Here is a 25,461-nt window from a genome sequence, read left to right as displayed (position 1 = left end):
AATCCCCCCGCGAATTAACGGGCTTCAAAAGTAGAATTTTCTCGAGCTTTATGATCGAGGAGATTTTGATGAAGACGAGCAGATTTAGCGAACCCCAAATCCTTGCCATCCTTCGCCAGGCGGAAGGTGGTGTCCCTGTCCCCGAGCTTTGCCGGGAACATGGAATGAGCACGGCGTCATTTTACATGGCGATCCAAATACGGTGGCATGGATGCCTCGATGATCAGCCAGATGAAGGCTCTGGAAGACGAGAACCGTCGGCTGAAGAAGATGTATGCCGAGATGAGCATGCAGGCCGAGCTTCTGAAGGAGGCTCTTGCAAAAAAATGACGCGGCCATCTCAACGCCGAGAGATGGCTGCAAAAGCAGTGGCGTTGCGCGGGGTCAGTATTACGCTGGCCTGCCGCACCTTCGAGGTCAGCGAGACCTGTTATCGTTACAGTGCCAAGCTGAACGACGAGAACGAGCAGATTGCCGATCTCCTGATCGGACTGACACAGGCAAAGAAGACCTGGGGTTTCGGCCTGTGTTTCCTTTATCTACGCAACGTCCGGGGGCATCGCTGGAACCACAAGCGCGTATACCGCATCTACCGGGAGTTGGAATTGAACCTGAGGATCAAGCCACACAAGCGATTAAAGCGGGACAAGCCCGATGCACTAACCGTGCCGAATGCGCCGAACATGGTCTGGTCCATGGATTTCATGGCCGACCGGCTGGAGGACGGTAGGCAGTTCCGGCTGCTGAACGTCCTGGATGACTTCAACCGCGAGGGACTGGGCATCGAAGTGGATTTTTCTCTACCTGCCGAACGCGTCATCCGGAGCCTCAACCAGATCATCGAATGGCGCGGCAAACCGTTCGCAATTCGTGTTGATAATGGGCCGGAATATGTCAGTGGCAAACTGATGGAATGGGCTGCGAACCAAGGCATCGCCCTGAGCCATATCCAGCCCGGCAAGCCACAACAGAACGCTTATGTCGAACGCTACAACCGCACCGTTCGGCATGAATGGCTCGACCAATACATCATCGAAAACATCGAGGAAGCACAGGAATTCGCCACACAATGGCTCTGGACGTATAACAACGAACGGCCCAACATGGGCATCTGCGGCATAACGCCTGCACAGAAACTGAAAATGGCCGCGTGAATTCTACGAAAGAGCCCCGCTAAAAACGGGGGGATTACCGTCCCTCTTTGATTTCCCACCCAAAAAACTCGATGTTTCTCTACAATATTGCGCATGCAATAATTGCGAATTTATCTCAGCGTCAATTTTGAAATGGACAGTTTACCAGCTAGTGGTTTGATTCCAACACTTGGTGCCCACGCTTGACGGCTGCGATGATGTCGTCAGGGTCTGCTTTCCAGATGAACGGCTTCGGCTCTTCGTTGTGCTCTTTGATAAAGCGGTTGATGGCTGCCTGAAGATCAACGACCGAATGAAAGACACCGTTCTTCAGCCGTCGACGGGTGAGCTTTGCGAAGAACCCCTCGACGGCGTTCAACCAGGAACATGATGTCGGAACGAAGTGGAAGGTCCAGCGTGGATGCCGTGCCAACCAGGCCCGGACTTTGGGCTGTTTGTGTGTGGCGTAGTTGTCCAGGATGACGTGAACCGCCTTATCCTTCGGCAACTGAGCCTCAATCGTGTTGAGAAAGCGGATAAACTCCTGATGCCGGTGGCGCTGCATGTTGCGGCCGATGACGGAGCCGTCGAGAACATTCAGGGCAGCGAAAAGTGTGGTGGTGCCGTGGCGCTTGTAATCATGGGTCATTGTGCCGGCGCGCCCTTTCTTCATGGGAAGACCCGGCTGCGTCCTATCCAGCGCCTGGATCTGACTTTTCTCATCGACGGAAAGCACAATCGCATGGGCAGGCGGCGAGACGTAGAGACCGACCACATCGTGAAGCTTCTCGGCGAAAGCCTTGTCGTTCGATAGTTTAAAGCTGCGCCACCGATGGGGTGCGAGACCATGCTCATGCCAGATCTTGACGACTGAGGACGCCGCAATCCCCACAGCCTTTGCCATCGCGCGAACCGTCCAGTGAGTGGCTTCCTGCGTGGGCGGCTCCTGCGTCAGAGCAACAACCCGGTCGACAAGGTCAACCTCAAGCGGCGCAGTGCCGGGCGGCCGGCTCTTGTCGCGCAAAAGGCCGTCTACGCCTTCCGTCATGAAGCGCTCCTGCCATCGCCAGACGCAGGTCTTCGACTTAGCCGTCGCCTCCATGATCGCGACCGTTCCCAGCCCCTCGTCGGTCATCAAGATGATCTTCGCCCGCCACACATGCTTTTGCGGCGAGCTGCCTGCCGAAACGATTGCGTTCAGCCGAACCCGGTCGGCAGCGGAAACCTCAAATGTGACACCTGTGCGCATGCAGGACCGTCGCATATTCATGCAGAAATTGGAATCCAAAATCGGACTCTTTTGTCTCGATCAAACCACTAGGTCAGCAATAACTATTGAACTTAAATTGCGCTCATATCATTTTAATAATTTAAAACACGTGCATTATAAAGTAAAAATTCGATACAGTACCAACAGATTCACGTAACTAAATTATTCGTAAGTACGTATACCGACACTCCTGTACTCGACCCCATAATTATACTGTTTCCATGGGTGCGTGAGGGGGTTACCCTCTGCTAGAACCCCTCCTGAACTGTGGATAACTGCACAGGCAGCATTGCACGCGGTCTGAATAGCACCGTCCGCCCATCCTCCGGTGAATGAACAGCTACAGCCAGCCAAGTATAGCCCTTTATCTTTCAAGCTATTCATTACGTCAAATGGCTGAAAAAAAAGCCTTTGAGAATACACGTCCTCACCGCGACGATTGAGCTTGAAAGCACCGCCGGCGTTCGGGTCAGTCAGCCAATCATGCTGAACGACATTTCCGTCATAGTTCCCATTTGCAGGAACCAGGTGTTTAGCAAAGTCAGGGAGTGTTTTCCCAATATCTCGCCGTAGCAATGCCAACCTTTCTCTCTTATCCGGAACAGCCAGAAGCTTATGGGAATCATCCTCCCATGTGTAACTTATTAGCACTAGCCCTTTACCTCGGGGATCCTTCGGCTCATAGTCGAAGCAATAAACCGCTCTCGCCACCCCAGTGGTGAGAACACAGGGCGGTAGTTGATGTTCGAGCCAGAATTTTCCCTCAGTCAATACGAATAGCTTTGACGATCCGGTCATATGGCTATTCTCAACCGCTCCGTTTACTTCTGCTTGCAAAAAGGTGGCATCTAACGTCAAAAGGTGCCTAAGCTGAATATTTGTCAGTCCAGATGTAACAACTACCCTGTCATAAAGGTCAGAATTTCCACCTTTAACCCTTACCCTTATTTTTGTGTTTTCCTTCTCAATCGCCTTAACTTGAACATGGCGTATGCGCTCCCGGATTGAAACACCGTGAACCACCTGGGCCCCGATTCGACGAGGCAGTTCTGAAATCCCTTCATAGATCAACTGTGCATTATCTTCATATCCGTTAACGACTAGGCGAAGGATTTCAATAAAGCCGCTTTCAAAGACTGGACCAAACCCACCGGATCCGATCCCTAGTAGCTTGAAAAGATCCCAGTCATGAGGAAACGCCCATTTTTCACCACCTGGTGGATGTGAGCCGAGGAAAATTTTCTCTATACCGGAAGAGAAAGATTCTCTGCCGAAACATGTTAGCCAACTCTGCCAGAAGTCATGCGCCTGCTGTAAATGCCCTAACTTCAAGGCCTCACCGATAGCACAGGGCGAAGCCAACACCATGTCGTCATTAAGATATCCCTCTCGTATGAATGCTTGCCATCCGTGGTAAACGCGGCGAAACAGCTCCGGTGGCCCCTCTCCCGCCTTCCAGATATATTGGTGGCCGTCATAAATCAGTGTGGTGTCAACGCTTCCGGGATTAGGGAAGCGCCCCATGGAATCCAAGCCATACTTCTTGAGAAAGAAAAACAAACAGGATTCACTGGGAGGAAATCGCATCGCCCCCATTTCGGCGACGACGTTTGGAGCGTTGTCAAATCTGTATGACCACAATTTTCCTCCAATCCGATCGCTCGCCTCATACAGCGTGACATCGTCGATGCCGGCATGAAGCAGTTCACTCGCTACGACGAGACCTGAAAGCCCTGCTCCCACGATAGCAACTTTTGGCTTGCTAACACCCTCAGGAAAGTCGCCGATACGGCCGGTGGCCCTACAGCTCTCAAAAAAATTGCGATAGTCATATAGTAGATCGACCGACGGAAAGGATTCCGCGCAGGCCTTTGGCATCAAGTTGCGACCATAAGCTACCATCTCAAATGCTGCATCACCTTTTGAGGTGATGGGGAAGCCCATGAAGCTCCGTGCCAAGTCTCCCTCGAATGGTGCCATGGTTAGGGTTTTAGAGAAGGCGTCCTTGGAGATAGCAATTGCGATAAAGTGACTAATATCATCGAGGCCGCATCTGCCACTTCGCAGCAGGTTGATGGATTGAAGGAGTAGCGCTCTTGAGACATTGGTGCGAAACGGCGCAACATTGATGGCGACAAGACTGGCGGTCGTTGCCTGCGCAAGGGATCCCGAATCTATGATCAACTGCAATGTCGCGTCATTGATGTAGATGAACGCGACGGTAATTTTGGCCCTTTGATCAGCCGAGCTTTCCGGAAAGCCATCCTTGGCTGGCCCTTTGCATGCCAACCCTGTCTCGCACTGACAAGAAGCCTTAGTACTTATCTTTCTCGTAATTTGCCGCTGCAAGAATGTGTTGAAAAGGCTAGTTCGTAGCTCATCCACATCAACCAGATCCATCATATTGACGAGAAACTGATTGCCTTGGGGCTGCGAGCAAGATAATTTCTCCATTCATACAGTTGAAAAGAGTGTTCTTAGTTGGGAAGTTGGCTGAGTTGTAGCGATACACATCAACGCAATCTACCATCAATTTATGTTATAATTTCGGAGACAGAAATATAATTTGAAATATTAATTCAGGTCATTGTCACTTGATGGAGTGCACGCCATTCAATAGTAGAAAATAATTGAGATTTCCTCTGGCCAAAAGAATCTAACGTGATGATGATACTACACCATGTATTCAAATAAATACTATTAAATTTTTGAATTTAGCTAACGGTGGTTGACCGTTTTTTATACATTTATCATGGCGCATGCATTTTTGACAATTTGTCTCTACAATAATTACATGCTTTCATTGCAGCTACGATACATATATCCTATGTGATTATCTTATTACAAATGAGATCTCTGTTATCTCTGAACTTCCTCAATAACATTCAAGAATGGTGACCCTAGGTTCAATCAAGGAAACCCTGGAATGTCTCAGGCTGAAAAAATACTCCTGTTCCGAACTGGCTGAAACCATAATAGCCCGTTGCGAAGCCGCGAAATCTCTCAATGCTCTTCTGGCGACTGACTGGGATTACCTGCGGCGTAATGCCAAGAAAGTAGATGAAGATGGAAGCGCCGGCGAGGGTCTTGCCGGCATCCCGCTGTGTTTTAAAGCGAACATTGCAACAGGCATATTCCCAGCAAGCGCTGCCACGCCGGCCTTGATGAAGCATTTACCTACAACACCAGCCGGCGTCGTAAAACCGCTTCTAGACGCTGGGGCACTGATAGGCGCTTCGGGAAACATGCATGAGTTATCGTTTGGCATTACCAGTAACAACCACGCCACTGGTGCGGTGAAAAACCCCTGGGATCCAGCTTTAATACCAGGAGGCTCGAGCGGCGGCGTGGCTGCTGCTGTAGCAGGCCGGCTGATGCTCGCCGGTATTGGCACCGACACGGGGGCATCGGTCCGCCTACCTGCATCCCTATGTGGCGTAGTGGGATTCCGCCCGACGATCGGCAGATATCCTGGAGACCGAATCGTGCCGGTTAGCCCCACCCGCGATACAGCCGGAATTATCGCACAGAGCGTTCCTGATGTGATACTCCTTGACCAAATCATTTGCGGGAAGCTCACGACCCACCAACCTGTACCCCTGGAGGGATTACGTATCGGCTTGCCAACCACTTATTTTTACGACGATCTTGAGCCTGACGTCGCTGTGGCCTCGCAAACCATTATCACGCTGCTGGCCAGCAAGGGTGTAACCTTTGTTAAGGCGGAGATTCCAGATCTGCAGCGTCTGAACAACGGGGTTAGCTTTCCTATTGCCCTGTACGAGTTTCCGTTCGCCCTACAAAAGTATATCGATGACTTTGTGAAGGATGTGTCTTTTTCTGACGTTATCAAAGGGATAAGCAGCACGGATGTGGCGAAAATCGTCAATGCTCAAATTGAGGAACACCAAATTCCCGAAGCGTCATATCAATCGGCGCTGAAATGCTTGAGACCAAAGCTGCAAGCCGCCTACTATGATTACTTCAAGCTGCACCAGATAGACGCGATCCTTTTCCCGACAGCTCCCCTGACAGCCAAACCGATCGGCCAAGATTTATCGGTGATGCACAATGGCGTAATGGCCGACACGTTTAAAATCTTCGTGCGAAATGTGGATCCGGGGAGCAACGCAGGCCTGCCAGGATTAAGCCTTCCCGTTTCTCTTACTTCAAAGGGTTTGCCTATTGGAATGGAAATCGATGGATTAGCGGGCATGGACGACCGTTTGCTAGCAATCGGAGCGGCACTAGAGGAAGCGATAGCTTTTCAAAATTTACCTGACTTCCCGAAAGTCGAGACAAACTACTGATGTGAATTCTATATGTCGGATCGAATAATTTAATATTATTAGTGCAATAATATATTATAAGTAGAAATCGATTTTACTTTCCCTCTTTTTATAGCTGTATAAATAAAATTATTCCATTATAAATTAGAAAAGAGATGTTCGCCGAAATATCAATAGTTTATATTCATCGAATCGCATTTATATTGATAATATTCAACGAGTAGTTCTAGCGAATATATTTATCAACATTAGGTGTATCTGTGTTGATATAAAGCGTAACGCAATATTGTCTCTCCCACAGGAAAAACGTTTTACTTTAAGAAAACAATTAAGTATTTTTTTGACCTGCACCGCTGTTTTGACTTATAGGCTGAAACAGGGCCGAGCCTTACGCGTTGTCTTTTATTCCATAGGTAAGAGAACAATTATAAAAGCGCTTTTGCATTCCTTGGATGCCCCAAGCCTGGGTAAATTAGCTGTGCCAAGTTATCAATGGAGAACCAGAGCACTGCGGGCGCGACGATAGATAGAAAGCTCAAAAGTAGCTGGCTTCACACCCTCCATTTCAGGAAAATTCTCCCTTCACCATTCTTGGGAGGACCTTACTCTTACATCACTGAGGAAACCGATGTCGGTCAGGAAGCGGACTGTATTCGAGGCTATTCCGTCAGTCCCCTACCAGAAGATGACCCCACGGTGTCACACCACATGCAGCTGATATTTGGTTCAACGGCCCAACCAGATCCTCATGGATGCGTAGACCCCCTTCCTTCAAGAGCAGCGCCGGAACCGGTCGGCTTACCATTTGAAGAAGGTATTACCGACAAATCTTATCATCCATTCACTAGCTCGAACGGCAGTTTGACGGATATGCTCACGAGCATGCCTCTATCTACACGAAACGCTTGTGCTGCTCGAGCACGCAAGGAAAGAGATGACGCCTTTCAAGTTATTGCTGAGCTCCCCTGCCTGCCCAAAGAAGTTAAGAAGTACTTGCATGAAAGCGCGCAATCCATTCATAGGCAGGAAATGAGGTGGCAACTAAAATCCCACATACCCATTCCGGAGAGAGTTCTGTTTTGGCTGTGGTTGGTCATCATGCAGGCAGCGGTTGTCGTACCCGACATAGTATCAGCATCTCTCGGGGCGGAAGTTGCCGTTCTGCGGTCTGGGCCCATCACTCTACAAACACAGCTCATGGTGCTAGCGATTCTTGATTTTCCTTGGGCGGACACGAGGCTCGCAGCTTTCCTGGCTTGCGAAGTTTTCCTCGGAGGATTGCCAGCTGTCATTTTTGGCTTATTGGCCATTTCTATGCCACATGCGCGAACCACATTCCACAGCGCCAAAGATGTTGCGTGGAAGGCGTCATTTTGTATTCTGTGGCAGATGTTGATGCAGAACAGAAAGAACATCAAAGATTTACTGAAATACTCTTCCTTGAGGATGAAAAGGATCGCTGTCGCTCAACGTCCCGATTTCACGTCTGAATACACGAGATTGAGGAATTCCAGCACCATCATCTATTCCTGGCTTGACACCTTTGATGTGAGCAATCGTCTCCGTGTCCAGATCGGTTACCACAAACAGGACCATGAAGATGTTCTGAGGGTTCTTCGGTGGGTTGGCCACATTACCGATGATAAAGGCGGCAATCCCCGAGGACGCAAAGTAGGCATACTAGTAGCAATCCTGGCGATGGCTGTACTGATATGTCTCTCCACGTTTCCAACCGATCCGTATTCAGGCCTTATTGCCGCGGCGAATCTTGTGCCGCTAGCTGCACGGGCCGCTGTTGACGTTATGGATAAATCACAAAGCTCGCACGATTTGCTGCGCCTTTTCACCGCAACCGCCGGCGTCAGTTTTCCAAGCACATTATTCGTGGTCGGCAATTCGTGTTATTGGCTTTTGAAGAAAAAATCTTTCCTGGATGGGTTTTCGAGCATTCAATTCTGGCTGTCCTTTGTATTGATCTTTTTCCTGAGCCTTTTTCCAAAAATTTGGGGCAAACTATTCATGTATCTTGGTTCAAGGTGCATGAATTATCGTTAGCATCCTAATAGTTCATTGAACCGGTTCGAAGAAAGTTGAAATAAATTGTTGGTCAGAAATACTCCATGGAGTTCATCTGCGCTTTCAGATGCCATTATCTCTACATAGGATTCCGGTAGTAAATACTATTACTACGGGATTTTCTTCAATTCGCATATGACATTATTCTCGCTAACCAATACATTGCATTTTTATTGCTAAAATATGAAATACCAAGCAAACTTAAGGAAATACATACATCAAAACAACATACTTCAGGAAATGTTCTTTTATCAGAAATGAGCGACAATCCAATCTCGCTAATTATACATAGTTAAAAAGATAGCATACGATGACTAGGGCACGAAGAAGCCTTAGATGATATGGTCAGGCTCTTCAAAGTCCCTTTCTTGCAGCCTCCGATACTGCGCCACGGGAACCGTGCGCCATTGGAGTGAGCTTTTGAGATAGTTCTTGACGAAATTCGACAACCATTTCTTAGATTTCTCTGCAAGGGTGCTGCCTGCAAAAAGAGCCCGCCCGACAGCAAATATTTCACAAGAAAAGGTATCCTTCTGCGACGGAGCCAAGAAGCTATAGGTACCATTGCTCATGTGCCAATAGTTCGAATTCAGCAGCGAATGGGTTGGCAAGAACGCAATATACGCGGCCAAATCCTTCTTGCCGCTGCAGGTGTTCGCGCAGGTCTGATTTTGCCACACACTCATGGCGCCCCTCGTTACCTCCTCAGCATAAGGCGGTACAGTACAGATCACCACGCCGCGGCTGGAAAAACCATCATAGGACCCTCTATTTGCATAACTTTTCATCTCTTCGACAGAACAATAAACATACATCGGAGAATCTTCGAGTATCAGATTGATCGGCCCGATTTCCGGACCAGGCGCGCGGGGTTTGTCAGCAAAGCCTTTCAGCATCTCACCGAGCCAAGGCAATTCAGAAGCAAAGAGCTCGACAACCGAGGCAACCCAGGAGCACTGAGCAGGGGCAACCGTATTCTGCAAGAAATTGCGATAGTCTTTTTCCGCCGCACTCAGAGCGCGTCTGAGTTTCTGCCTTTTTCTTATCTTCCAGGTATTGAATATGTTGAATGTCGGTCGGCGGTACTCCATGGCCTTGGTAGCGCTTCCAAGTTAGCTCGTGGGATTATCTGCACCTGCTGTGCATACCAGCTACCTAATAAATATCTTGGACATCTATTCAGTTCCGTAGCTCGTCAACATTGAAGACTGTAAGAGGCCCGGGCTGCAAATAAGTCAAATCGTCATGCTGTAGGATTTGAACATTATGGCATCCGATGCAATCGCAGCCGACACGGATCTATCTTTTCAAAAAAAGCGCCTGGATTCCCGGGCATGTCATTTCTGATGCAACCCAAGGCACATTTTCCTCGACGTCCAACTGGCAGCCCAGATGAGCATGATTTCACATCACTCACCTAGGTTTACTCAACTCACCGATAGATCGAACGATGTGGCTCCATCGCAGCAGCCCATGGCATCATTCGGTATAAAGAATGCGTGCCAGCGGAAACCTGCTGCTCACTTCGGCAACGCCTTATTTCAATTATGAATGCGTTTGACACTTCAAATTTTTAAATTGGAATAATACAGCAAACCGAACAATCGAGCGCGGCTATGATTTCCCTCTAGAAAGCAGGCGTGCATTGAAATTTTCAAACGCTTGGCCCCACGCTATTATTAGGCGGGTTCACCATCCGCTAAACTTCTGATATCTCTCTTTTATCCACTTGAAGGAAATAAAGTATTATTCTGAACATACACTGCGATTGAATGTTTATTATTTAATCGATATTTATCTGACACTCCTCTTCCTCCTGCCAACCTCGTTTCCGGAACAAATCCGTCACCGCAAAGCTCGCCATGGACGTAAGCTTTCAGTTTTTTCCCGGTATTCATTTGCAACCCTCACTAGAAGCCTTGACTTCTATTCTTGCAGGTCCTTTGTCAGCGCAAACCATTCTCCGTCGTAGGTACGTGTTGGCCCGGGTGGAGACTCCAATGGGATCTTCCGGAAGACGTTACTGCGGAGGAAGTCCTCGCGCGCCACTCCGTACCACATCTTCTCGAACACCTCGAAGAGCAACTGCCACTTCAAGTCATAGAACACAGGGGTATGTACAACTTGGGGAAAGGCATACAGGAGTGTACCGAAACTTCGTTGCTGTCTGCGGTCGACAAGTTAGGCAAGCGCAATCTTGTTGAGCTTGATGCGGCGCTTTGCGCCGATGAGGTGCCTATCGCGTCACATGATCTCAGTCTCTGGAGGATCGCAGATGTACCCCGTAAGCCCATCCGAGAGTTCCACTCCACTGAGGTCGTTGGAAAGACGGTAGTCATCCGAGAAGTGCTCAATGCTAACGTGTCGGATTCGTATGTTGCCACTGGTGACACAATTCAAACTGTGGACTATCTCTTAGAAAGGGTGTTTCAGGAGAACGACGGAGCAACGGTCTTTTTAGACTGTCGCGAGTTCGAAGCACACATTGTTGCCGCCCAACTAAGTCATCGGCCCAGATATCACCAAAAAGTTGTTATCACCTTCTACACCTTCAAATATGCAAGCGGTGAGCATCTGGTTGAATCGATCGAAAAGGCTAATCCTGCTACTGGATGGAGAACGACCGTTGCGCTTATGCCGATCCTGTTTCCAGAAGAACTATCACGATTAGCGAAAGGTTTGAATCTCAGCGAGGACAAGGAAGACGACCTTTTTGAAGCGGGAAAATTGTGGATCGATTCTATACTTCGGCAACCGATAAGAGTCGTGGCTGTTGAGATCGTGATGGCCATGGTCACTTGTGAACAACTTGGTGACAATACCGAATCAGACGTAATTAGGGCGTTCTTGGCAGATTTTGCTGCAGTACGGCTCGCCGCTTACTTAAAAAATGAAGTGGTGGTGAGGACAAAACCTCACCTCAAGCTGGCAACTCTCACGAGGTGCTATGACTTTTCCGTCGAGCTAGAAAATATGGAACGAGCGGAATTTAATTTTGACTTTCTGTCGGGAAGAGCGCGACGAAGGGAGACAGATGAACGTCGGCACATTCGCCGAGGATACGGCATACCAGGCAACGCGGCAGTTGGAGCAGATTGGGTAATTTCAGATAGACCTGAAGATGATATGGCTTATCTCGAATGGCTCGCAGTGGGGATTCGACGACAGGTCGATCACTGTGCCCCGCATCTCGATTTACTGAGCTTATAGGCTGATGTTGCGCCCAACTAATCTGTTGAATCTTCTTTAATAAGTTTGCATCTCAATTTATAGATTTGCAGACTTGAATTTATTATCTATCTTGCCCACAATTTATGCATTTATGCGATAATAACTATATATGCCTCGTAACAATAGAATAATATTTTTCTACCTGCATTATAAAATTATTTTTTGCATGACTTACATTAAATGCCTAGCCGATACCCACAAATCTAAATTTCTATTTCCCGCACGCGAGATAGACTTGCCCGTCTAAACAGATCCTATACAAATCGAACGTCAGGCAATTTCCTTAAGATTCCCTGGCTAACAAAACACCTTGCGCCAAAAGTGCATCCAATCAAAAGATTACATAACGATATATCCTGCCACTCATTTGGGTAAAGTCTTATGTTGAACTGCACCGAATTTGCCGGAGACGCAACTTCTGGGAGAGTGGAGCCGATATGAGCAAGACAACGAACAACTTTTTAACTGAAGTCCGTGAGCATGCGATCCGCATGGTTGTGAACATGAAGCAGAACATCAGTCAAGGTCGGCTACTCTGCGCTGCATGGAGGGTTGAAGAAGACCAAGGTCGATACCGGGAAATGAGCAGGCCTGCCGAGCGATCTGGCCGAGAAGATGAATGCCCTGGAGCGTGAGATCCGCGAGCTTCGTCAAGCCAACGAGATATTGCGCAAGGCGTCTGCCTATTTCAACCAGGCTGACCTCGACCGCCCCCTTCAAACGATGATTCGTTCATCGACGAACACCGTGGCGTATTCGGGGTAGAGCCGATCTGTAGACTATTGCCGATTGCCCCATTGTCGTCACCGGAGCAATACTTCCCCAATTGCGGAAGAGCCTGCTATAGGGGGGTATTGCTCCGGCACTCACACGCTATCGCCGGCTTATGAGGTCGATGAGCTGTAAGGCCTCATTCGAGGAAAGCCGGTTCGCACGACATTCTCCGACAAGACAAGACGGCCTCGACCCCGTTTGACCGGGTTAACCGGCAGTTCAAAGCCCCTGCACCAAACAGGCTATGGGTTTTTGACTTTATCTATGGTGCGCCTCGCCCCCATCGGGTATGGCATATGACTGGAATGCAAAGAGAAAGGAGGTTTCAAAGATTTGCCCGTCCCCTGCTGCGAAGGAGCAGGAACCCAAGCGGCGGTGACCTGCCGTCAACTGGTGATGACATAGCCCGCAGGCAAAGGGGATTGAGACGAAGTATCATCGCGGAACAACGGGCGGCTTGATCGGAATCGGCACTATAGGCAAGACGATGGAGGAGGTCGTCGGCGTGGGCGCCGTCAAGTACAAGAGCTTCCGCGTCCAACTTAGGGAAGCCCTGAAGCGCTCGACATCCTCACCAATCAGAAGATAGTTGATTTGAGATTTTAAATCCCCTGACCACAGATATCCGGTTAGTTGAAAAACAGCTCCTTGAGTGGAACAAGCGCCGCACCAATCACCGCGGGATCGCCTTCAATCTCGCTTAGAAGAATTCGCGGGTACTCTGGGGGGGTGTTCATTCGAACAAAGCGCGGAGTTGGTGGAACCTCTAGCAATAGGTCCCCCAGTCCCTTGGGCAATTCCCCGCCAAGGACAATCGCAGCCGGGTCGATGACAGCCCACATTGCGTCGATGGCGCGATTGAGGAATGGCGAAACCTCCTCAACCCACTCGCGTACACCCGGCCATTCGGGATCGAAGTTTCTACGAAGGTCTCTGATTCCTTCCACGACGACACCACGTTGCTGAAGCTGCGACAACAACCCTCCCAGTGCCGGCCGATGCACGCCTTCCTCCGTCGTGTAAATGCGGCTAATCTCGCCCGCGTTGCGGAAAGATCCGAATACGGGTTTCCCGTCAACGACCACGCCTGCCCCAAAACCATAGTTGAAAGAGAGATATCCGAACGTCGGATAGGTCAGGCCGGCACCCAAAATGGCTTCGCCCACCGCGCCTGTTGTGCAATTGTTCTCGGTCCAGATCGGCACCTCAAAAAGCGCGGCCAGTTCGCTTTGGAGATCGACCAGGGACCAATCAGCGAGCGGCTCCGGTGCATTGAAGTAGTGATCCCGGCCAACAAAAAAACCCGCCATCGCGAAGCCCGCTCCAACAAGCTTGTCACGTGGCACATCGTTAGACTTCATCGCCCGCCAGACACGCTCCTTAAGGAGCACCAGAGTTCGGGAACGATTAGTAGGAGGGATGTCGAGTATTTCTTCGTGGATGACATTGCAGCGCAGATCGCAGAGACAAAACGAGGCGCTGTCAGTGTTCACCGAAATACCGATCGAGTAAGCTGCCCTGGCGTTAAGCTGAAGCCCCTTGCTTGGCTTGCCTCGCCCTTCAATGACGGTGTCCCCGAAAATCAGATAGCTGCTCTCAATCAGGCTATCAATGATCCGGTGGACCGACGGTTGGGTAAGATTGGTCATCGACGCAATCGCCGATCTCTTTATCCCGTTATTTCGTCGGATGATCTCGAGGATCATTCTCTCATTTTGCGAGAGGGGCTTGCTGAAAGCCTTCTGCGGACTGACCGGAACCAAGGATGAGTTGTCCGCCATTCTCCAACTGCCTTCTTACGTTGCTCCAACTCGAATATTATAAGCAGCGTATGTGAAACATACCTAGGTTTCAAGTCGCCTTGGACACCGGTATCCTTTCAGAGATTTTTATCCAATGAATTTCGTAGCTTGCGCGAAATATCGGCAATATGATCGAAAATTCATTTGCATTTCAGGCGCTAATTTTTATTATACACAACGCATTATAAAGGAATTACCAGTCTGGGAGGACAAATGAGCGTACTCGATGTGGCCAATGCAAGGATCCGATTTGGGTCTTATGAAGCCCTGAAGGGGATAACGTTTGGAGCTCAGCAAGGGCAGTTCGTAACGCTGCTCGGACCTTCCGGCTGCGGGAAGACCACTCTACTGCGCGCCATTGCCGGCTTCATCGATCTTGACGATGGAAGGATCGGGATCGATGGCGACGATATGACCGGCGTTTCTCCGGAGAGGAGGAACACCGCGATGTGTTTCCAGTCTTACGCGTTGTTCCCGCATATGACGGTGTTTGAGAACATCGCTTTCGGGTTGAGACAAAAGCGGACACCAAAGGCCGAGATCGAGAAGCGCGTGGCCGAATCCGCTGCACAAGTGTCACTCCAAACTCAACTAAGCAAGCTACCCGGCCAACTGTCGGGCGGACAGCAGCAACGTGTCGCGCTCGCGCGTGCTTTGGCCGTGCGACCAGGCGTCATCCTTTTTGACGAACCGCTTTCCAATCTCGATGCCCGGCTTCGCGATCAGGTTCGTTTCGAGATCCGCCAACTTCAGAAAACCCATGGTTTCACTGCAGTCTATGTCACACATGATCAATCGGAGGCTTTGGCGATGTCCGATCTCGTGGTGGTCATGAACGGAGGAAAGATCGAACAGAGTGGCACACCGAACGAGGTCTACTATCAGCCGGTCAACCGCTTTGTCGCCGACTTCGTCGGGACGGCAAACATAATGGCTGCTCATGTCACCGGACGGGACGACGCGACCGGTCACTATCGAGCGACCACGCCGCTTGGCGAGACTTTGATCGCTTCGGAAACGCCGCCAGTGGCTAAAAGTGTCTACGCCAGTTGGCGACCGGAAGATGCCGTCAGTCGCCCGGACGATGGCCCGGGCGCCAATATCTATTCCTTCGAGGTGCGAACTCGCAGCTTCCTTGGCAACCTCACTGACCTCACAGTCGCTGCTCCGGAAAAACAGGAGAGCACTTTCCGAATTCAGGTGCTCGGACAGTCATCCATCAACGAAGCTTCCACATACCGCTTCGAGATTGCGCCGGAGAAGATCCGTTTCCTGAAGGAGGCCGTCGAATGACCCTCCGCAACAGTCTGCAGGCCTATCTTCTCCTTCTTCCCGGTCTTGGCGTCATCCTCGTATTCACCAGCGTCGTCATCGGAATGGCCGTCTCACAATCGTTCGGCTTCCTGAATTTTGCTGGTTCAAGCGGATTTTCCCTTCGGTTCTGGCAGACCATGCTGTCGGACGGCCAGGTCTGGCGCGCCTTCTGGTATTCCGCCCGGATTGCAATCATCAGTTCAGTCCTTGCAGTTGCGGTTGCCTATCCGCTTGCATTATGGCTTCGCAAACCGTTTCTCGGATCCGGAGTGATAAGTGCTGTTCTGAAAGCACCACTGCTCGTTCACGGGCTTGTCGCCGCTTTCCTGTTTATCAACTTTATCTCATTTCAGGGATTTTTGAATCTCGCGCTGGTGAAGCTCGGCATCGTCGCCCGGCCGATCCGAATGCAAAACGACAGTTATGGCATCGGCGTGATATTCCTTCAGGTTTGGAAGCAGATGCCATTTGCACTGCTTCTTCTCACCGGTGCGGTTCAGGCCATCGGGGATGACATTCTCAATGCTGCCCGAGATCTGGGCGCAGGCGCTATGGACCGGTTCCGAAAGATCATCGTGCCACTCACAATACGCTCTTTGCAGGCGGCTCTTGTCCTCATCTTCATCGGAGCTGCCGGTGACTTTTCCTTCCAGGTCGTTGCCGGACCGACCACCATCAACTCGCTGGCGCAGCTGATGCTTCGGACACAGGACGCAAGCGCTGACGGATGGAACCTTGCGGCAGTCGTCGCGATGCTTTTGATGGCCCTTTCTCTTTTCGGGGCAATCCTGCTGGCTGGTGTTGCGCAGCTTCTATCCCGTCTTGGGAGGGCATGACGATGGCGAGCATGTACCTCAAGAACCATCACTGGCTTAACCGCCTTCTTGTTGCAACCGTCATTATCGTCGGGGCAGTTTGGCTTCTCCTGCCCTTTGCAATGGCGGCCCTGTGGTCGCTTGTCGATGTCAATCATCCATGGGCCTATCCTGACGTTTTGCCGCCGGTACTTTCCTTCTCACGCTGGATTGAGGTCTGGAACACCACGGCGCTGCCGGAGGCGCTGAGAAACAGTTATACGCTGGCCCCTTGCGTTGCCGCGATTACTCTCGTCCTTGCTCTACCCACGGCCTACGCCTTCGGCAGGCTGGAATTTCCGGGAAAGCCGGTGTTGCAGGCGCTGACGCTACTGCCGCTCGTCCTGCCGGGTTTTGTGGTCGCAATTTTCTTCTCGTCGCTGCTTATAAATCTCGGGCTCTATTCGAGGTTCCTGGGTATTCTGATCGGACACACGGTTGTTCTGCTGCCTTATGCGATCCGCATTCTGACGGTGTCGTTGTCGCTTATTCGACAGGACCTCATCGATGCTGCACGCGACATGGGCGCATCTCGCATTGCAGTATTCCGCATAGCTTATATGCCAATTATTAAACCTGGCCTGATCGCTGCATTTATTATCGTTTTCATCCTCTCAATCGAAGAATTCGGCATCGCCTATATTGTTGGCGCACCGGATTTCACGACAGTCCCGACGATTCTTTACTCTTATCTTGGCTACAACTTCATTCGACCCAATGCCGCGGTCGTTTCCCTGATCCTCGTGGTCCCCAACGTCCTTCTGATGCTGCTCGTCGAACGCTTCCTCGCAAGCAATAACCCAGCGGCAATCACCGGCAAGGGATGACGAGGGTGTCCAACAGCAAGTCAATCCAAACGGGAGGTAAAGTGCGATGCTGAAGAAACTCGCCGCAATAAGTGTAGCGGTACTGACGATGAGCGTGCCGGTCCAGGCACAGGACTTGAAGTCGATGTCGTGGGATGAAATCGTCACGCAGGCAAAGAAGGAGGGTGAACTCACCTGGTTCAACTGGTTCAATCAAGCAAAGTTTCGCGAACAGGTGAAGCAATTCGAGTCTGAATACGGGATCAAAGTGACGATCCCCGATGGAGATTCGAAAGCCAACATGAACAAATTCCTTGCCGAAAGGGGACGCGCCGAGGGCGATATCGACGTCCTTTCCACCGCCGGCAAGGAAATCAAGAAACTCCCTGAAGACAGCTTCTATGGGCCGCTGAGCAAGCAACTGCCCGAGGCCGCCAAACTTCGCTATTCCATCGAGGGCACCGATAGCAAGGGATATGCAGTGGCGTTCTGGGGCAACCAGACGGTCATTGCCTATGATTCCGCCAGGACCCAGGAAGCCGATCTTCCGCGTACGCTCGACCAATTCTCGGCGTTTTTGCAAAATCATCCCGGAGAACTCGGATTCAACGTTGAAAACGGGGGCGCAGGACCAGCGTTCATTGAGGGTGTCGTGCGCCAATTTGCGCCTGATGTGGATTATACCGCCGGAACGACCAACTCAGAGATACAGAAAAAGTTCGCGCCGGCGTGGGACTGGTTCAACAAGAGAAAAGACCAGTTCGTGATAACCGCGTCTTATGCAGACAGCGTGACCCGGCTCACCTCGGGGGAATTCACGATCGTCGCGGGATGGGAGGACTATATCGCTGCGCTCCAGAAGAGGGGTGAAGTGCCAAAGACTATTAAAGTTTACGTCCCTGATTTCGGCATGCCCGGCGGAGGCAACGTCGTGTTCATACCGGCCAATGCAAAGCACAAGGCTGCAGCCCTTGTCTTCATCAACTGGCTGACCAGTGCGAAGACCCAAACTCAATTCACTCAGGAATTTGGCTCGGTCCCGCAAAATACGGATGCAGACAGCAGCGCAGCGCTCGTTCCTGCCGCGCAGCGAAAGGCCAGCTTCACCTGGGCAGCCCAGCCGCTGAGTGACGATATCAAAAACGAATTCATCAAGAACGTCACCCTTCAGTAACCGATGAGCGAAGGGCGGTTCAGCCGCTCTTCGCGTCCTTTTTTCGTATAAGCAAGGATCTTCCATGTCTCAGAGCTCGGCGCTCAAACGCGCAACAGACACTGGCCGCCATTTCGTTGTTCCCGAACCCATCATCGCCCATCGCGGCGCACCTCGCCTTGCGCCTGAGAATACGCTTGCAGGGATCAGAGCTGCTGTTGAAAAAGGCGCCAGATGGGTTGAGGTCGACGTTAAACTGACGCGTGATCAGAAGCCGATCATCATCCATGATGATACTGTCGACCGCACAACGAATGGCAAGGGTTTTGTCGCAGGCATGACGTTTGAAGAGATCCGACGTCTCGATGCCCGCGCGTCATTTGGCGAGGAATTCTCGGGCATTCAGGTTCCAACGCTCGAGGAGTTGATCGAGACCGTTCTCGACCTTGACGTCGGCTTGCAGCTTGAATTGAAGCCCACACCGGGCGACGACATCGAAACTGCGGAGATTGCGCTCAATGTGCTAAAAGCCTTGTGGCCGAAAGATCGCGAACGACTCTTTGTCGGAAGTTTCTCCATTCGCTCGATCCACGCTGCCGCCCGCATCCTGCCTGACGTGCCACGGGCATACTTTGTATGCATTCCTCCAAAGGATCCGGTTGCGCTACTCAACGAGACAAAATGCCAGTTGCTTCACGTCACGAAAGACGTGCTGGACGACGAAGCAATGAAGGTGCTGGCGGACAGCGGCATTGAATTTGCGGTTTCTGTCGTTAACGATCCGCCCGTTGCCAGGAGATTGCTTAATCTTGGAGCACAAACCATTTCGACTGATATCCCTGACCTTCTTGACGCGCATTGAAGGTCAAACCATGGATTATCTCAAACGCCTGGATGCGGCAAACACGATCATGACCGAGGCTGCGGCGTTGGCTCTACAGCTCTTTCACGAGCGTGGCCAATTCGTTGCGGAGGAGAAGACGGCAAGCGAGTTTGTCTCGGAAGCGGATCGGCGCGTCGAGGCACTTATTCGAGAGACGCTTGTTACATGGTTTCCCGACGACCACGTGATGGGAGAAGAGATGGGCGGAGGCGGATCGGACGCATTCTGGTCTATCGATCCCATAGATGGCACGGTGAACTTCCTGCGCGGCTCCCCGCTCTGGGGAGTTTCAATCGGCTTCGTGGAGAACGGATTATCCCGTGTCGGCGTTATCGCTTATCCGTGCCTTGGATTACGACTTGGTGCCGCGACAGGGGCGGGCATCTTTAAAAATGGCGCTCCCTACCAAAGAAGGGTCGACTTCCCTTCCGTCCGTCTCGCCTCTGTCGGTGAAAGTGTTCGCTGGCCCGCCAGAGAAGTTGCCGAGGTCGAGCTCGCACTGAGAGAGGCAGGATGGGGAGTGACGGAATATCGGTGTGGAACGGTCGGTCTTGGGTTCGCGGCACTTGGAATGACCGATGGCTATGTCGAAAAGAACACGAGTATCTGGGACATCGCCGCAGGATCCGTCATCTGCGAAGAAGCAGGCCTTCTTGTGGTAACCAGCGGATCGCACGAGGTAGCCGGCCAGAATATCGTCGCGGCTACCGAGGACATTCACCGCGTCGTCGCCCCTTGTTTCTAGCCGGCTGACTGCCGGTCTCAAGGCAGAATGACAACCGTGCATGATATGTCGGGTAACCTGCCCGCGCGGCGGTGTGGGCGGGCCGCCGGTGGGCAGCATTCCTCCCGGTTTGCCCACCGGCACTTTGATTTGACTGCATTGAAGGCCCACGGACTGGCCTGTTTTCAGTTGCGGAGTCAGAATTGGAATCACTGATCGTCATCATAAACCTGTCCGGCGCCGTGGCATTGCTACTGTTCGGCCTCGCCCAGGTGAAAGACGGGGCATCGCGCGCACTTGGGTCAAAGTTGCGAACCGGCCTCGCCACTGGGACGAGAAGCAGCACCCGGTCGTTCCTCTCCGGTCTTGTTGCGACCGTGGCGCTCCAAAGCTCCACGGCGACGGCATTGATGGTCTCATCATTCGTCGAGCGGGAGCTGATCAAGCCGCGCATGGCGCAGGTCGTTTTGCTTGGGGCCAATGTCGGGACAGCCGTCACAGCCTGGATCGTTGCCACTGGCATTGAGTGGGTCTCGCCGTTCCTGCTGCTTGTGGGCATCGTTCTTTATCGCGGGGGCTCGACCACGCGCCAGGGCGCCGGCACGGCAATCATAGGTATCGCGCTGATGCTGCTCTCGTTGCATCTTCTCAGCGCAGCGACCGAACCCTTACGCCATTCTCAGGCGCTTGGAGCATTCATCGGGCTGCTCAACAACGCGTGGCCTGTCGCGATGATCTTTGCCGCAGTGATCGCATTTGTGTCATCCTCAAGCCTTGCCGCGGTCGTCCTCATCCTGTCATTGGCTTCTACCGACCTTCTGTCTGGTGGCCTTGTTGTCGCGCTGGTTCTGGGGGCTAATCTGGGAGGCGCGATCCCGCCGGTGATTGCCGCTCTGTCGGGGCCGGCAGCCTCCAGACGCGTCACGTTGGGCAATCTGATCGTTCGGGCGATAGGCTGCGTGCTCACTCTGCCTGCGGCCGACATTTTGGCCGACTGGCTTTCGATGTTGCCCCTCCCCTACGCCAAGCTACCAGTCGATGCGCATCTGGCCTTCAACATCGCCCTGGCACTGCTTGCATGGCCCTTTTCGCGATTGCTAGCGCGCTGGATGACTATCCTCATTCCGGAACAAACGCAGAATGAGAGCGCGCCCAAATTCCTTGATCACGAGGCACTTTCGACACCGCTGGTCGCCCTGACCAGCGCGACCCGTGAGGTGCTCGGGGTTGGAGACCTGATCGAAAGGATGCTTTTGAAGGTCTCCGATGCGTTCGACCAGAACAATGCCGCCAGACTCAAGGAAATTCCTCTGCTCGAACGCCAGGTCGATCGGCTGCAGCAGGAGGTCAAGGTCTACCTTTCCAAGCTCGGGCGGACCGGACTGTCCGAGGAGGAGGGACGCCGCTCCATTGTCATTATCGACTATGCCATCAACCTCGAACACATCGGCGACATCATCGAGAGGGGTCTTCTGACTGAAGTCACCAAGAAGATCGGGCACGGCCTCAAGTTCTCCGAAGATGGCTTTGCCGAGCTCCAGCAACTTTTCCAGCTGACCATCGACAATCTCAGAATCGCGCAAACGATCCTCATCACGCGCGACGTCAACCTCGCGAGACAACTGATGGAGAGGAAGATCGAGGTCCGCAACATGGAGAAACGGTCTTCGGAGCGACACCTCGAACGATTGCGTGACGGACGGACCGAAAGCCTGCAGACCAGCTCCCTTCATCTCGACATCCTGCGTGATCTCAAACGCATCAACGCCCATATCGTTTCCGTTGCGCATCCGATCATGGACGAACAGGGTCTGCTTGGAGAAAGCCGTCTCATCACCGGCAGTTCAACTGAAAGACCCCAATGACCCATGCGCCCTCCTCAGTGGAGGGCCCCAGACGAAGAGACCGTATGAAAAACAGTGTACAACTTATCACCTACGTCGACCGGTTAAGCGGAGGTGGTTTCCCCGAGTTGAGAGCTTTGCTCGACGGGAGGCTACAAGGCCTGTTCGGCGGCGTCCATGCCTTGCCTTTCTTCAACCCGATCGACGGCGCTGATGCCGGGTTCGATCCCACCGATCACACGATTGTCGATCCTCGCCTCGGTAGCTGGGATGATGTTCGCGCCCTCGCCGGCTCCGTGGAGATCATGGCCGATCTCATTGTCAACCATGTCTCGGCGCAATCGAGCTGGTTCCAGGACTTCATCGCAAAAGGATCTGATTCAGAATTCGCAGACATGTTCATGACATTTGGCAAGGCCTTTCCCCGTGGTGCCAGCGAGCAGGATCTCCTGAATATCTATCGGCCACGCCCTGGGCTGCCGTTTTCAAAGGCCACGCTTGCAGATGGCCGCCAGCGGATGCTGTGGACCACATTCACCCCCCAACAGATCGACATCGATGTCCACAGTGCCCATGGCGCTTTATACCTGGAGACTATCCTCGATCGCTTTGCTGAAGCCAACGTGACGGCAATCCGCCTCGATGCCGCCGGCTACGCGATCAAGAAGGCCGGAACCAGTTGCTTCATGATTGATGAGACCTATGCCTTCCTTGCCAAGCTGGCCGAGAAGGCACGGGATCGCGGGATGGAGGTTCTTGTCGAAATTCACAGCTACTATCGTGACCAGATCGAAATCGCCAGCAAGGTTGACCGCGTATACGATTTTGCGCTGCCGCCACTGATATTGCATTCATTGTTCACGGGCGATGCGACAGCGCTGGCGCGTTGGCTGGAGATCAGCCCTCACAACGCAATCACCGTCCTCGACACTCACGACGGGATCGGCGTCATCGATGTCGGCGCGCACAGTGATGGCCGACCCGGACTTTTGGAACCGCAGGCAATCGACCATCTGGTCGAGGAGATTCACAGGCGCTCAGAGGGACAGAGCCGTTTGGCAACAGGCGCTGCAGCCTCTAACCTGGACCTCTATCAGGTGAACTGCACCTATTACGACGCGCTCGGCCGTAACGACGACGACTACCTCATCGCCCGCGCAATCCAGTTTTTCGCACCCGGTATCCCGCAAGTCTATTACGTCGGCCTCCTGGGCGGGATCAATGACATGGAATTGCTGGGAAAGACGGGCGTCGGGCGTGACATCAATCGGCACTTTTACGAAGACCGGGAAATTGATCTCGCTCTTGAATCGCCGCTCGTCAAACGACTGTCGGACTTGATCCGCTTCCGTAACACCCATCCGGCCTTCAATGGATCGTTCGAGGTAGCAACCGATGACACCGGAAGCCTTGTTCTAAGCTGGAATTTCGACGCCGAGTTTGCTCGGCTAGTAGTTTCGTTCTCCCAAGGCAAGGCAACGATCACGGCTTCAGGCTGCTACGATTTCACATTCTCAGGAGAGGCCGCATGAGCAACCTGGTGAGACCGGGAAGCCACATCCCATCTGAAGTTCAGCCATCGATGTCCTCGATATGCTGTCGGACGAACAGCGACGACGAGGATACTGGCGACACCTAGAAGGAGATAGAGAATGCAGCATTGGCTGGACAAGCTGACCGATCTTACGGCAATTGAGGGCGATGGGTGCATCCTCAAAACAGGGCTGGCGGACGTCGCCGACCATTTCGGCTTCACCGGCTATGCTTATCTCCACATCCAGCACAAGCACATCATCGCCGTGACCAACTATCATCACGATTGGCGGTCGCTCTACTTCGACAAGAAATTCGACGCTCTCGACCCGGTCGTCAAACGCGCAAGATCCAGGAAGCAGGTCTTCGCCTGGTCTGGCGAACAGGAGAGGCCGAAGCTATCGGAGGAAGAACGCGCCTTCTATGCACAAGCGGCCGATTTTGGCATCCGCTCCGGCATCACCATCCCCATCAGGACCGCCAACGGTTCGATGTCGATGTTCACGCTGGCGTCGGAGAGGACGGCAATCCCGCTTGATCGGGAGATCGATGCGGTTGCAGCAGCGGCGGCCGTCGGGCAGCTCCATGCCCGCATCTCCTTCCTTCGGATCACGCCCACCGCGGAAGATGCCGCGTGGCTCGATCCGAAAGAGGCGACCTATCTGAGATGGATTGCCGTCGGCAAGACGATGGAGGAGATCGCAGACGTGGAAGAGGTCAAGTACAATAGTGTCCGCGTCAAGCTTCGCGAGGCCATGAAGCGCTTCGACGTCCGCAGCAAAGCTCATCTCACCGCGCTCGCGATCAAAAGAAAACTGATTTGAACACTTGTCCCCTTTGCGGGATTCACGCCGAACACATCAGACCGTTTTGTGACATCAAGTCATCGTGGAAGCTCCAGAATTCGGTCGCGAAACGATCCACTATGGTCGAAGGTGCTGCGTTGTTTGAACGTACCAATAGGAACCCTGCATCGACGAAAATCGAGAAAGGCCGCAGCACAATCCTGTCTTTGAACTCGATGGCTGCGGCGGGATCGATTATTGCAATTCCCGCCCCTTCTCGGACCAGACTGAGTGCCGTATGCGACAGGCTCACTTCGAGAGAGGGTCGCCGTTGGATGCCGCCAAGAGCGACGTCAACTCGCATGGCGAAGAGTGTGCCAGTTTCCTGCTTTATGATCCGTTCGCCAGCCAGGTCCGGAGGAGTTATCCGCTCGAGACCGGCGAGCCTGTGTCCCATCGGAACAGCAACGATTGCAGCAAGCGAACGGGTTTCCAGAAGAAAGCCGGGACGATCCGAAGGGCCGTCGGCATAGCCAATGTCGGCCCGGCCGGAAGCGACAGCCTCCATGACCATGGTGGAAGGAAGGCCTGTCAATGACGCTTGCAGGTTTGGTTTGTCATGCAGGAACTGAGCGAGAAACCGTGGCAGAAGGCCGTTCGCCAGAGCAGGCATCGCAGCTATGCGAAGGGTGCCGGCCGCCTGTCTGCCGATATCGGCCGCAAGGTTGGCAATGTGATTGAGCCCGACGAATGCCCTGTCGACCTCTTTCCAGAGGGTCGTCGCCTCCTGTGTGGGAATTATGTGGTTTCCGCGCCTTTCGAACAAATGAAGCCCGGTTGCATGCTCGAAGTCCTTGATAAGCCGGCTGACGGCTGGCTGGGTCACCAACATCAGCTCTGCTGCCGCTGTCATCTGCCCAGTCAACATGACGGCCCGAAATGCCTCAACCTGCCTTAGGTTCATAGCCTCACCATAACATCTGCTTATTC

The 25,461-nt window shown here is 52.4% G+C and carries 19 protein-coding genes, 2 pseudogenes and 1 other annotated feature; of the genes and pseudogenes, 16 read left to right on the top strand and 5 right to left on the bottom strand.

Translation table 11 applies throughout. The features are described from left to right. Positions 1 to 68: 68 nt before the first annotated feature. Positions 69 to 1,154 (top strand): IS3 family transposase, encoded by a 1,086-nt coding sequence (locus FS819_RS28275; protein WP_422387234.1) that lies wholly within the window; start codon positions 69 to 71, stop codon positions 1,152 to 1,154. 148 nt (positions 1,155 to 1,302) lie between these two features. On the opposite strand, the gene FS819_RS28270 is transcribed toward FS819_RS28275, so the two are convergent. Further along, entirely contained in the window at positions 1,303 to 2,382 is a 1,080-nt protein-coding gene (locus FS819_RS28270) for an IS630-like element IS870 family transposase (protein WP_060718543.1), read from the bottom strand. 183 nt (positions 2,383 to 2,565) lie between these two features. Then, complete coding sequence (locus FS819_RS28265; protein ID WP_060718048.1) at positions 2,566 to 4,857, bottom strand: FAD-dependent oxidoreductase; 2,292 nt, start codon at positions 4,855 to 4,857, stop codon at positions 2,566 to 2,568. Between the two features lie 437 nt (positions 4,858 to 5,294). Here FS819_RS28265 and iaaH point away from each other — a divergent pair, with 437 nt between their 5' ends. Both iaaH and FS819_RS28255 read left to right on the top strand, forming a co-directional pair. After that, positions 5,295 to 6,713 (top strand): indoleacetamide hydrolase, encoded by a 1,419-nt coding sequence (iaaH, locus tag FS819_RS28260; RefSeq protein WP_032489515.1) that lies wholly within the window; start codon positions 5,295 to 5,297, stop codon positions 6,711 to 6,713. Between the two features lie 471 nt (positions 6,714 to 7,184). Continuing rightward, positions 7,185 to 8,747 carry a C protein gene (locus FS819_RS28255; protein ID WP_081089037.1) on the top strand — a complete coding sequence of 521 codons (1,563 nt, stop codon included), beginning with the start codon at positions 7,185 to 7,187 and terminating at the stop codon, positions 8,745 to 8,747. A 353-nt stretch (positions 8,748 to 9,100) separates the two neighbouring features. Here the strand turns inward: FS819_RS28255 and FS819_RS28250 are convergent, their stop codons facing one another. Beyond that, positions 9,101 to 9,859 carry a RolB family protein gene (locus tag FS819_RS28250; protein ID WP_060718050.1) on the bottom strand — a complete coding sequence of 253 codons (759 nt, stop codon included), beginning with the start codon at positions 9,857 to 9,859 and terminating at the stop codon, positions 9,101 to 9,103. A gap of 1,069 nt (positions 9,860 to 10,928) precedes the next feature. On the opposite strand from FS819_RS28250, the gene FS819_RS28245 reads away from it, so the two are divergent. The 4 genes and pseudogenes from FS819_RS28245 to FS819_RS28230 all read left to right on the top strand — a co-directional run. Continuing rightward, a complete protein-coding gene (locus tag FS819_RS28245) occupies positions 10,929 to 11,978 on the top strand; it encodes an agrocinopine synthase (RefSeq protein WP_233741840.1) in 1,050 nt (349 codons plus the stop codon). Positions 11,979 to 12,436: 458 nt separating this feature from the next. Further along, the gene (locus FS819_RS28240) at positions 12,437 to 12,634 is read left to right on the top strand and encodes a hypothetical protein (RefSeq protein WP_156536362.1); all 198 of its coding nucleotides are present in this window, start codon (positions 12,437 to 12,439) and stop codon (positions 12,632 to 12,634) included. Next, positions 12,618 to 12,764 (top strand): annotated as a pseudogene (locus FS819_RS28235) (IS3 family transposase); the annotation flags it as partial. The gene FS819_RS28240 and the pseudogene FS819_RS28235, both read left to right, overlap by 17 nt. Beyond that, positions 12,680 to 12,796, top strand: a sequence feature (AL1L pseudoknot). (Overlaps the previous pseudogene by 85 nt.) A gap of 53 nt (positions 12,797 to 12,849) precedes the next feature. Further along, positions 12,850 to 13,039, top strand: a pseudogene (locus tag FS819_RS28230) (IS3 family transposase); the annotation flags it as partial. A gap of 363 nt (positions 13,040 to 13,402) precedes the next feature. Here the strand turns inward: FS819_RS28230 and FS819_RS28225 are convergent. Beyond that, complete coding sequence (locus tag FS819_RS28225) at positions 13,403 to 14,554, bottom strand: ROK family transcriptional regulator (protein WP_060718053.1); 1,152 nt, start codon at positions 14,552 to 14,554, stop codon at positions 13,403 to 13,405. 234 nt (positions 14,555 to 14,788) lie between these two features. On the opposite strand from FS819_RS28225, the gene FS819_RS28220 reads away from it, so the two are divergent. From FS819_RS28220 to traR, 9 genes are all read left to right on the top strand, one after another. Continuing rightward, on the top strand, positions 14,789 to 15,868 hold the full coding sequence (locus FS819_RS28220; RefSeq protein ID WP_060718054.1) for an ABC transporter ATP-binding protein: 1,080 nt from the start codon (positions 14,789 to 14,791) through the stop codon (positions 15,866 to 15,868). Continuing rightward, the gene (locus FS819_RS28215; protein ID WP_060718055.1) at positions 15,865 to 16,725 is read left to right on the top strand and encodes an ABC transporter permease; all 861 of its coding nucleotides are present in this window, start codon (positions 15,865 to 15,867) and stop codon (positions 16,723 to 16,725) included. Before FS819_RS28220 ends, FS819_RS28215 begins: the two co-directional genes overlap by 4 nt. Positions 16,726 to 16,736: 11 nt before the next feature. Continuing rightward, on the top strand, positions 16,737 to 17,570 hold the full coding sequence (locus FS819_RS28210; protein ID WP_060718060.1) for an ABC transporter permease: 834 nt from the start codon (positions 16,737 to 16,739) through the stop codon (positions 17,568 to 17,570). Positions 17,571 to 17,616: 46 nt separating this feature from the next. Beyond that, entirely contained in the window at positions 17,617 to 18,723 is a 1,107-nt protein-coding gene (locus tag FS819_RS28205; RefSeq protein WP_060718056.1) for an extracellular solute-binding protein, read from the top strand. Between the two features lie 64 nt (positions 18,724 to 18,787). Continuing rightward, positions 18,788 to 19,564, top strand: coding sequence for a glycerophosphodiester phosphodiesterase family protein (locus FS819_RS28200; protein WP_060718057.1), 777 nt, complete (start codon positions 18,788 to 18,790; stop codon positions 19,562 to 19,564). After that, positions 19,512 to 20,330: an inositol monophosphatase family protein gene (locus tag FS819_RS28195; RefSeq protein ID WP_233741839.1), complete on the top strand. Its 819-nt coding sequence runs from the start codon at positions 19,512 to 19,514 to the stop codon at positions 20,328 to 20,330. The genes FS819_RS28200 and FS819_RS28195 overlap by 53 nt, the downstream gene beginning before the upstream one ends. A 182-nt stretch (positions 20,331 to 20,512) precedes the next feature. Next, entirely contained in the window at positions 20,513 to 22,174 is a 1,662-nt protein-coding gene (locus FS819_RS28190; protein WP_060718059.1) for a Na/Pi cotransporter family protein, read from the top strand. A 44-nt stretch (positions 22,175 to 22,218) separates the two neighbouring features. Continuing rightward, the gene (gene gtfA / locus FS819_RS28185) at positions 22,219 to 23,685 is read left to right on the top strand and encodes a sucrose phosphorylase (RefSeq protein ID WP_498724791.1); all 1,467 of its coding nucleotides are present in this window, start codon (positions 22,219 to 22,221) and stop codon (positions 23,683 to 23,685) included. 120 nt (positions 23,686 to 23,805) lie between these two features. After that, a complete protein-coding gene (gene traR / locus FS819_RS28180) occupies positions 23,806 to 24,510 on the top strand; it encodes an autoinducer-binding transcriptional regulator TraR (protein WP_114387043.1) in 705 nt (234 codons plus the stop codon). A gap of 22 nt (positions 24,511 to 24,532) precedes the next feature. Here traR and FS819_RS28175 read toward each other — a convergent pair whose 3' ends face one another. Further along, the gene (locus tag FS819_RS28175) at positions 24,533 to 25,435 is read right to left on the bottom strand and encodes a LysR family transcriptional regulator (RefSeq protein WP_156629902.1); all 903 of its coding nucleotides are present in this window, start codon (positions 25,433 to 25,435) and stop codon (positions 24,533 to 24,535) included. Between the last annotated feature and the right edge of the window lie 26 nt (positions 25,436 to 25,461).

Source organism: Allorhizobium sp. Av2 (assembly GCF_021462805.2).
GTDB lineage: Bacteria > Pseudomonadota > Alphaproteobacteria > Rhizobiales > Rhizobiaceae > Allorhizobium > Allorhizobium vitis_G.
The sequence above is the reverse complement of the archived record's forward strand: the minus strand, read 5'-3'. Positions and strand labels throughout refer to the sequence as shown.

Coding starts and splice junctions, on each gene's coding strand:
- FS819_RS28250 (WP_060718050.1), bottom strand. CDS start 9,859: ATGGAGTACCGCCGACCGACATTCAACATATTCAATACCTGGAAGATA.
- FS819_RS28225 (WP_060718053.1), bottom strand. CDS start 14,554: ATGGCGGACAACTCATCCTTGGTTCCGGTCAGTCCGCAGAAGGCTTTC.
- traR (WP_114387043.1), top strand. CDS start 23,806: ATGCAGCATTGGCTGGACAAGCTGACCGATCTTACGGCAATTGAGGGC.
- FS819_RS28215 (WP_060718055.1), top strand. CDS start 15,865: ATGACCCTCCGCAACAGTCTGCAGGCCTATCTTCTCCTTCTTCCCGGT.
- FS819_RS28240 (WP_156536362.1), top strand. CDS start 12,437: ATGAGCAAGACAACGAACAACTTTTTAACTGAAGTCCGTGAGCATGCG.
- iaaH (WP_032489515.1), top strand. CDS start 5,295: ATGGTGACCCTAGGTTCAATCAAGGAAACCCTGGAATGTCTCAGGCTG.
- FS819_RS28255 (WP_081089037.1), top strand. CDS start 7,185: ATGGAGAACCAGAGCACTGCGGGCGCGACGATAGATAGAAAGCTCAAA.
- gtfA (WP_498724791.1), top strand. CDS start 22,219: ATGAAAAACAGTGTACAACTTATCACCTACGTCGACCGGTTAAGCGGA.
- FS819_RS28200 (WP_060718057.1), top strand. CDS start 18,788: ATGTCTCAGAGCTCGGCGCTCAAACGCGCAACAGACACTGGCCGCCAT.
- FS819_RS28275 (WP_422387234.1), top strand. CDS start 69: ATGAAGACGAGCAGATTTAGCGAACCCCAAATCCTTGCCATCCTTCGC.
- FS819_RS28265 (WP_060718048.1), bottom strand. CDS start 4,857: ATGGAGAAATTATCTTGCTCGCAGCCCCAAGGCAATCAGTTTCTCGTC.
- FS819_RS28205 (WP_060718056.1), top strand. CDS start 17,617: ATGCTGAAGAAACTCGCCGCAATAAGTGTAGCGGTACTGACGATGAGC.
- FS819_RS28270 (WP_060718543.1), bottom strand. CDS start 2,382: ATGCGCACAGGTGTCACATTTGAGGTTTCCGCTGCCGACCGGGTTCGG.
- FS819_RS28175 (WP_156629902.1), bottom strand. CDS start 25,435: ATGAACCTAAGGCAGGTTGAGGCATTTCGGGCCGTCATGTTGACTGGG.
- FS819_RS28220 (WP_060718054.1), top strand. CDS start 14,789: ATGAGCGTACTCGATGTGGCCAATGCAAGGATCCGATTTGGGTCTTAT.
- FS819_RS28210 (WP_060718060.1), top strand. CDS start 16,737: ATGTACCTCAAGAACCATCACTGGCTTAACCGCCTTCTTGTTGCAACC.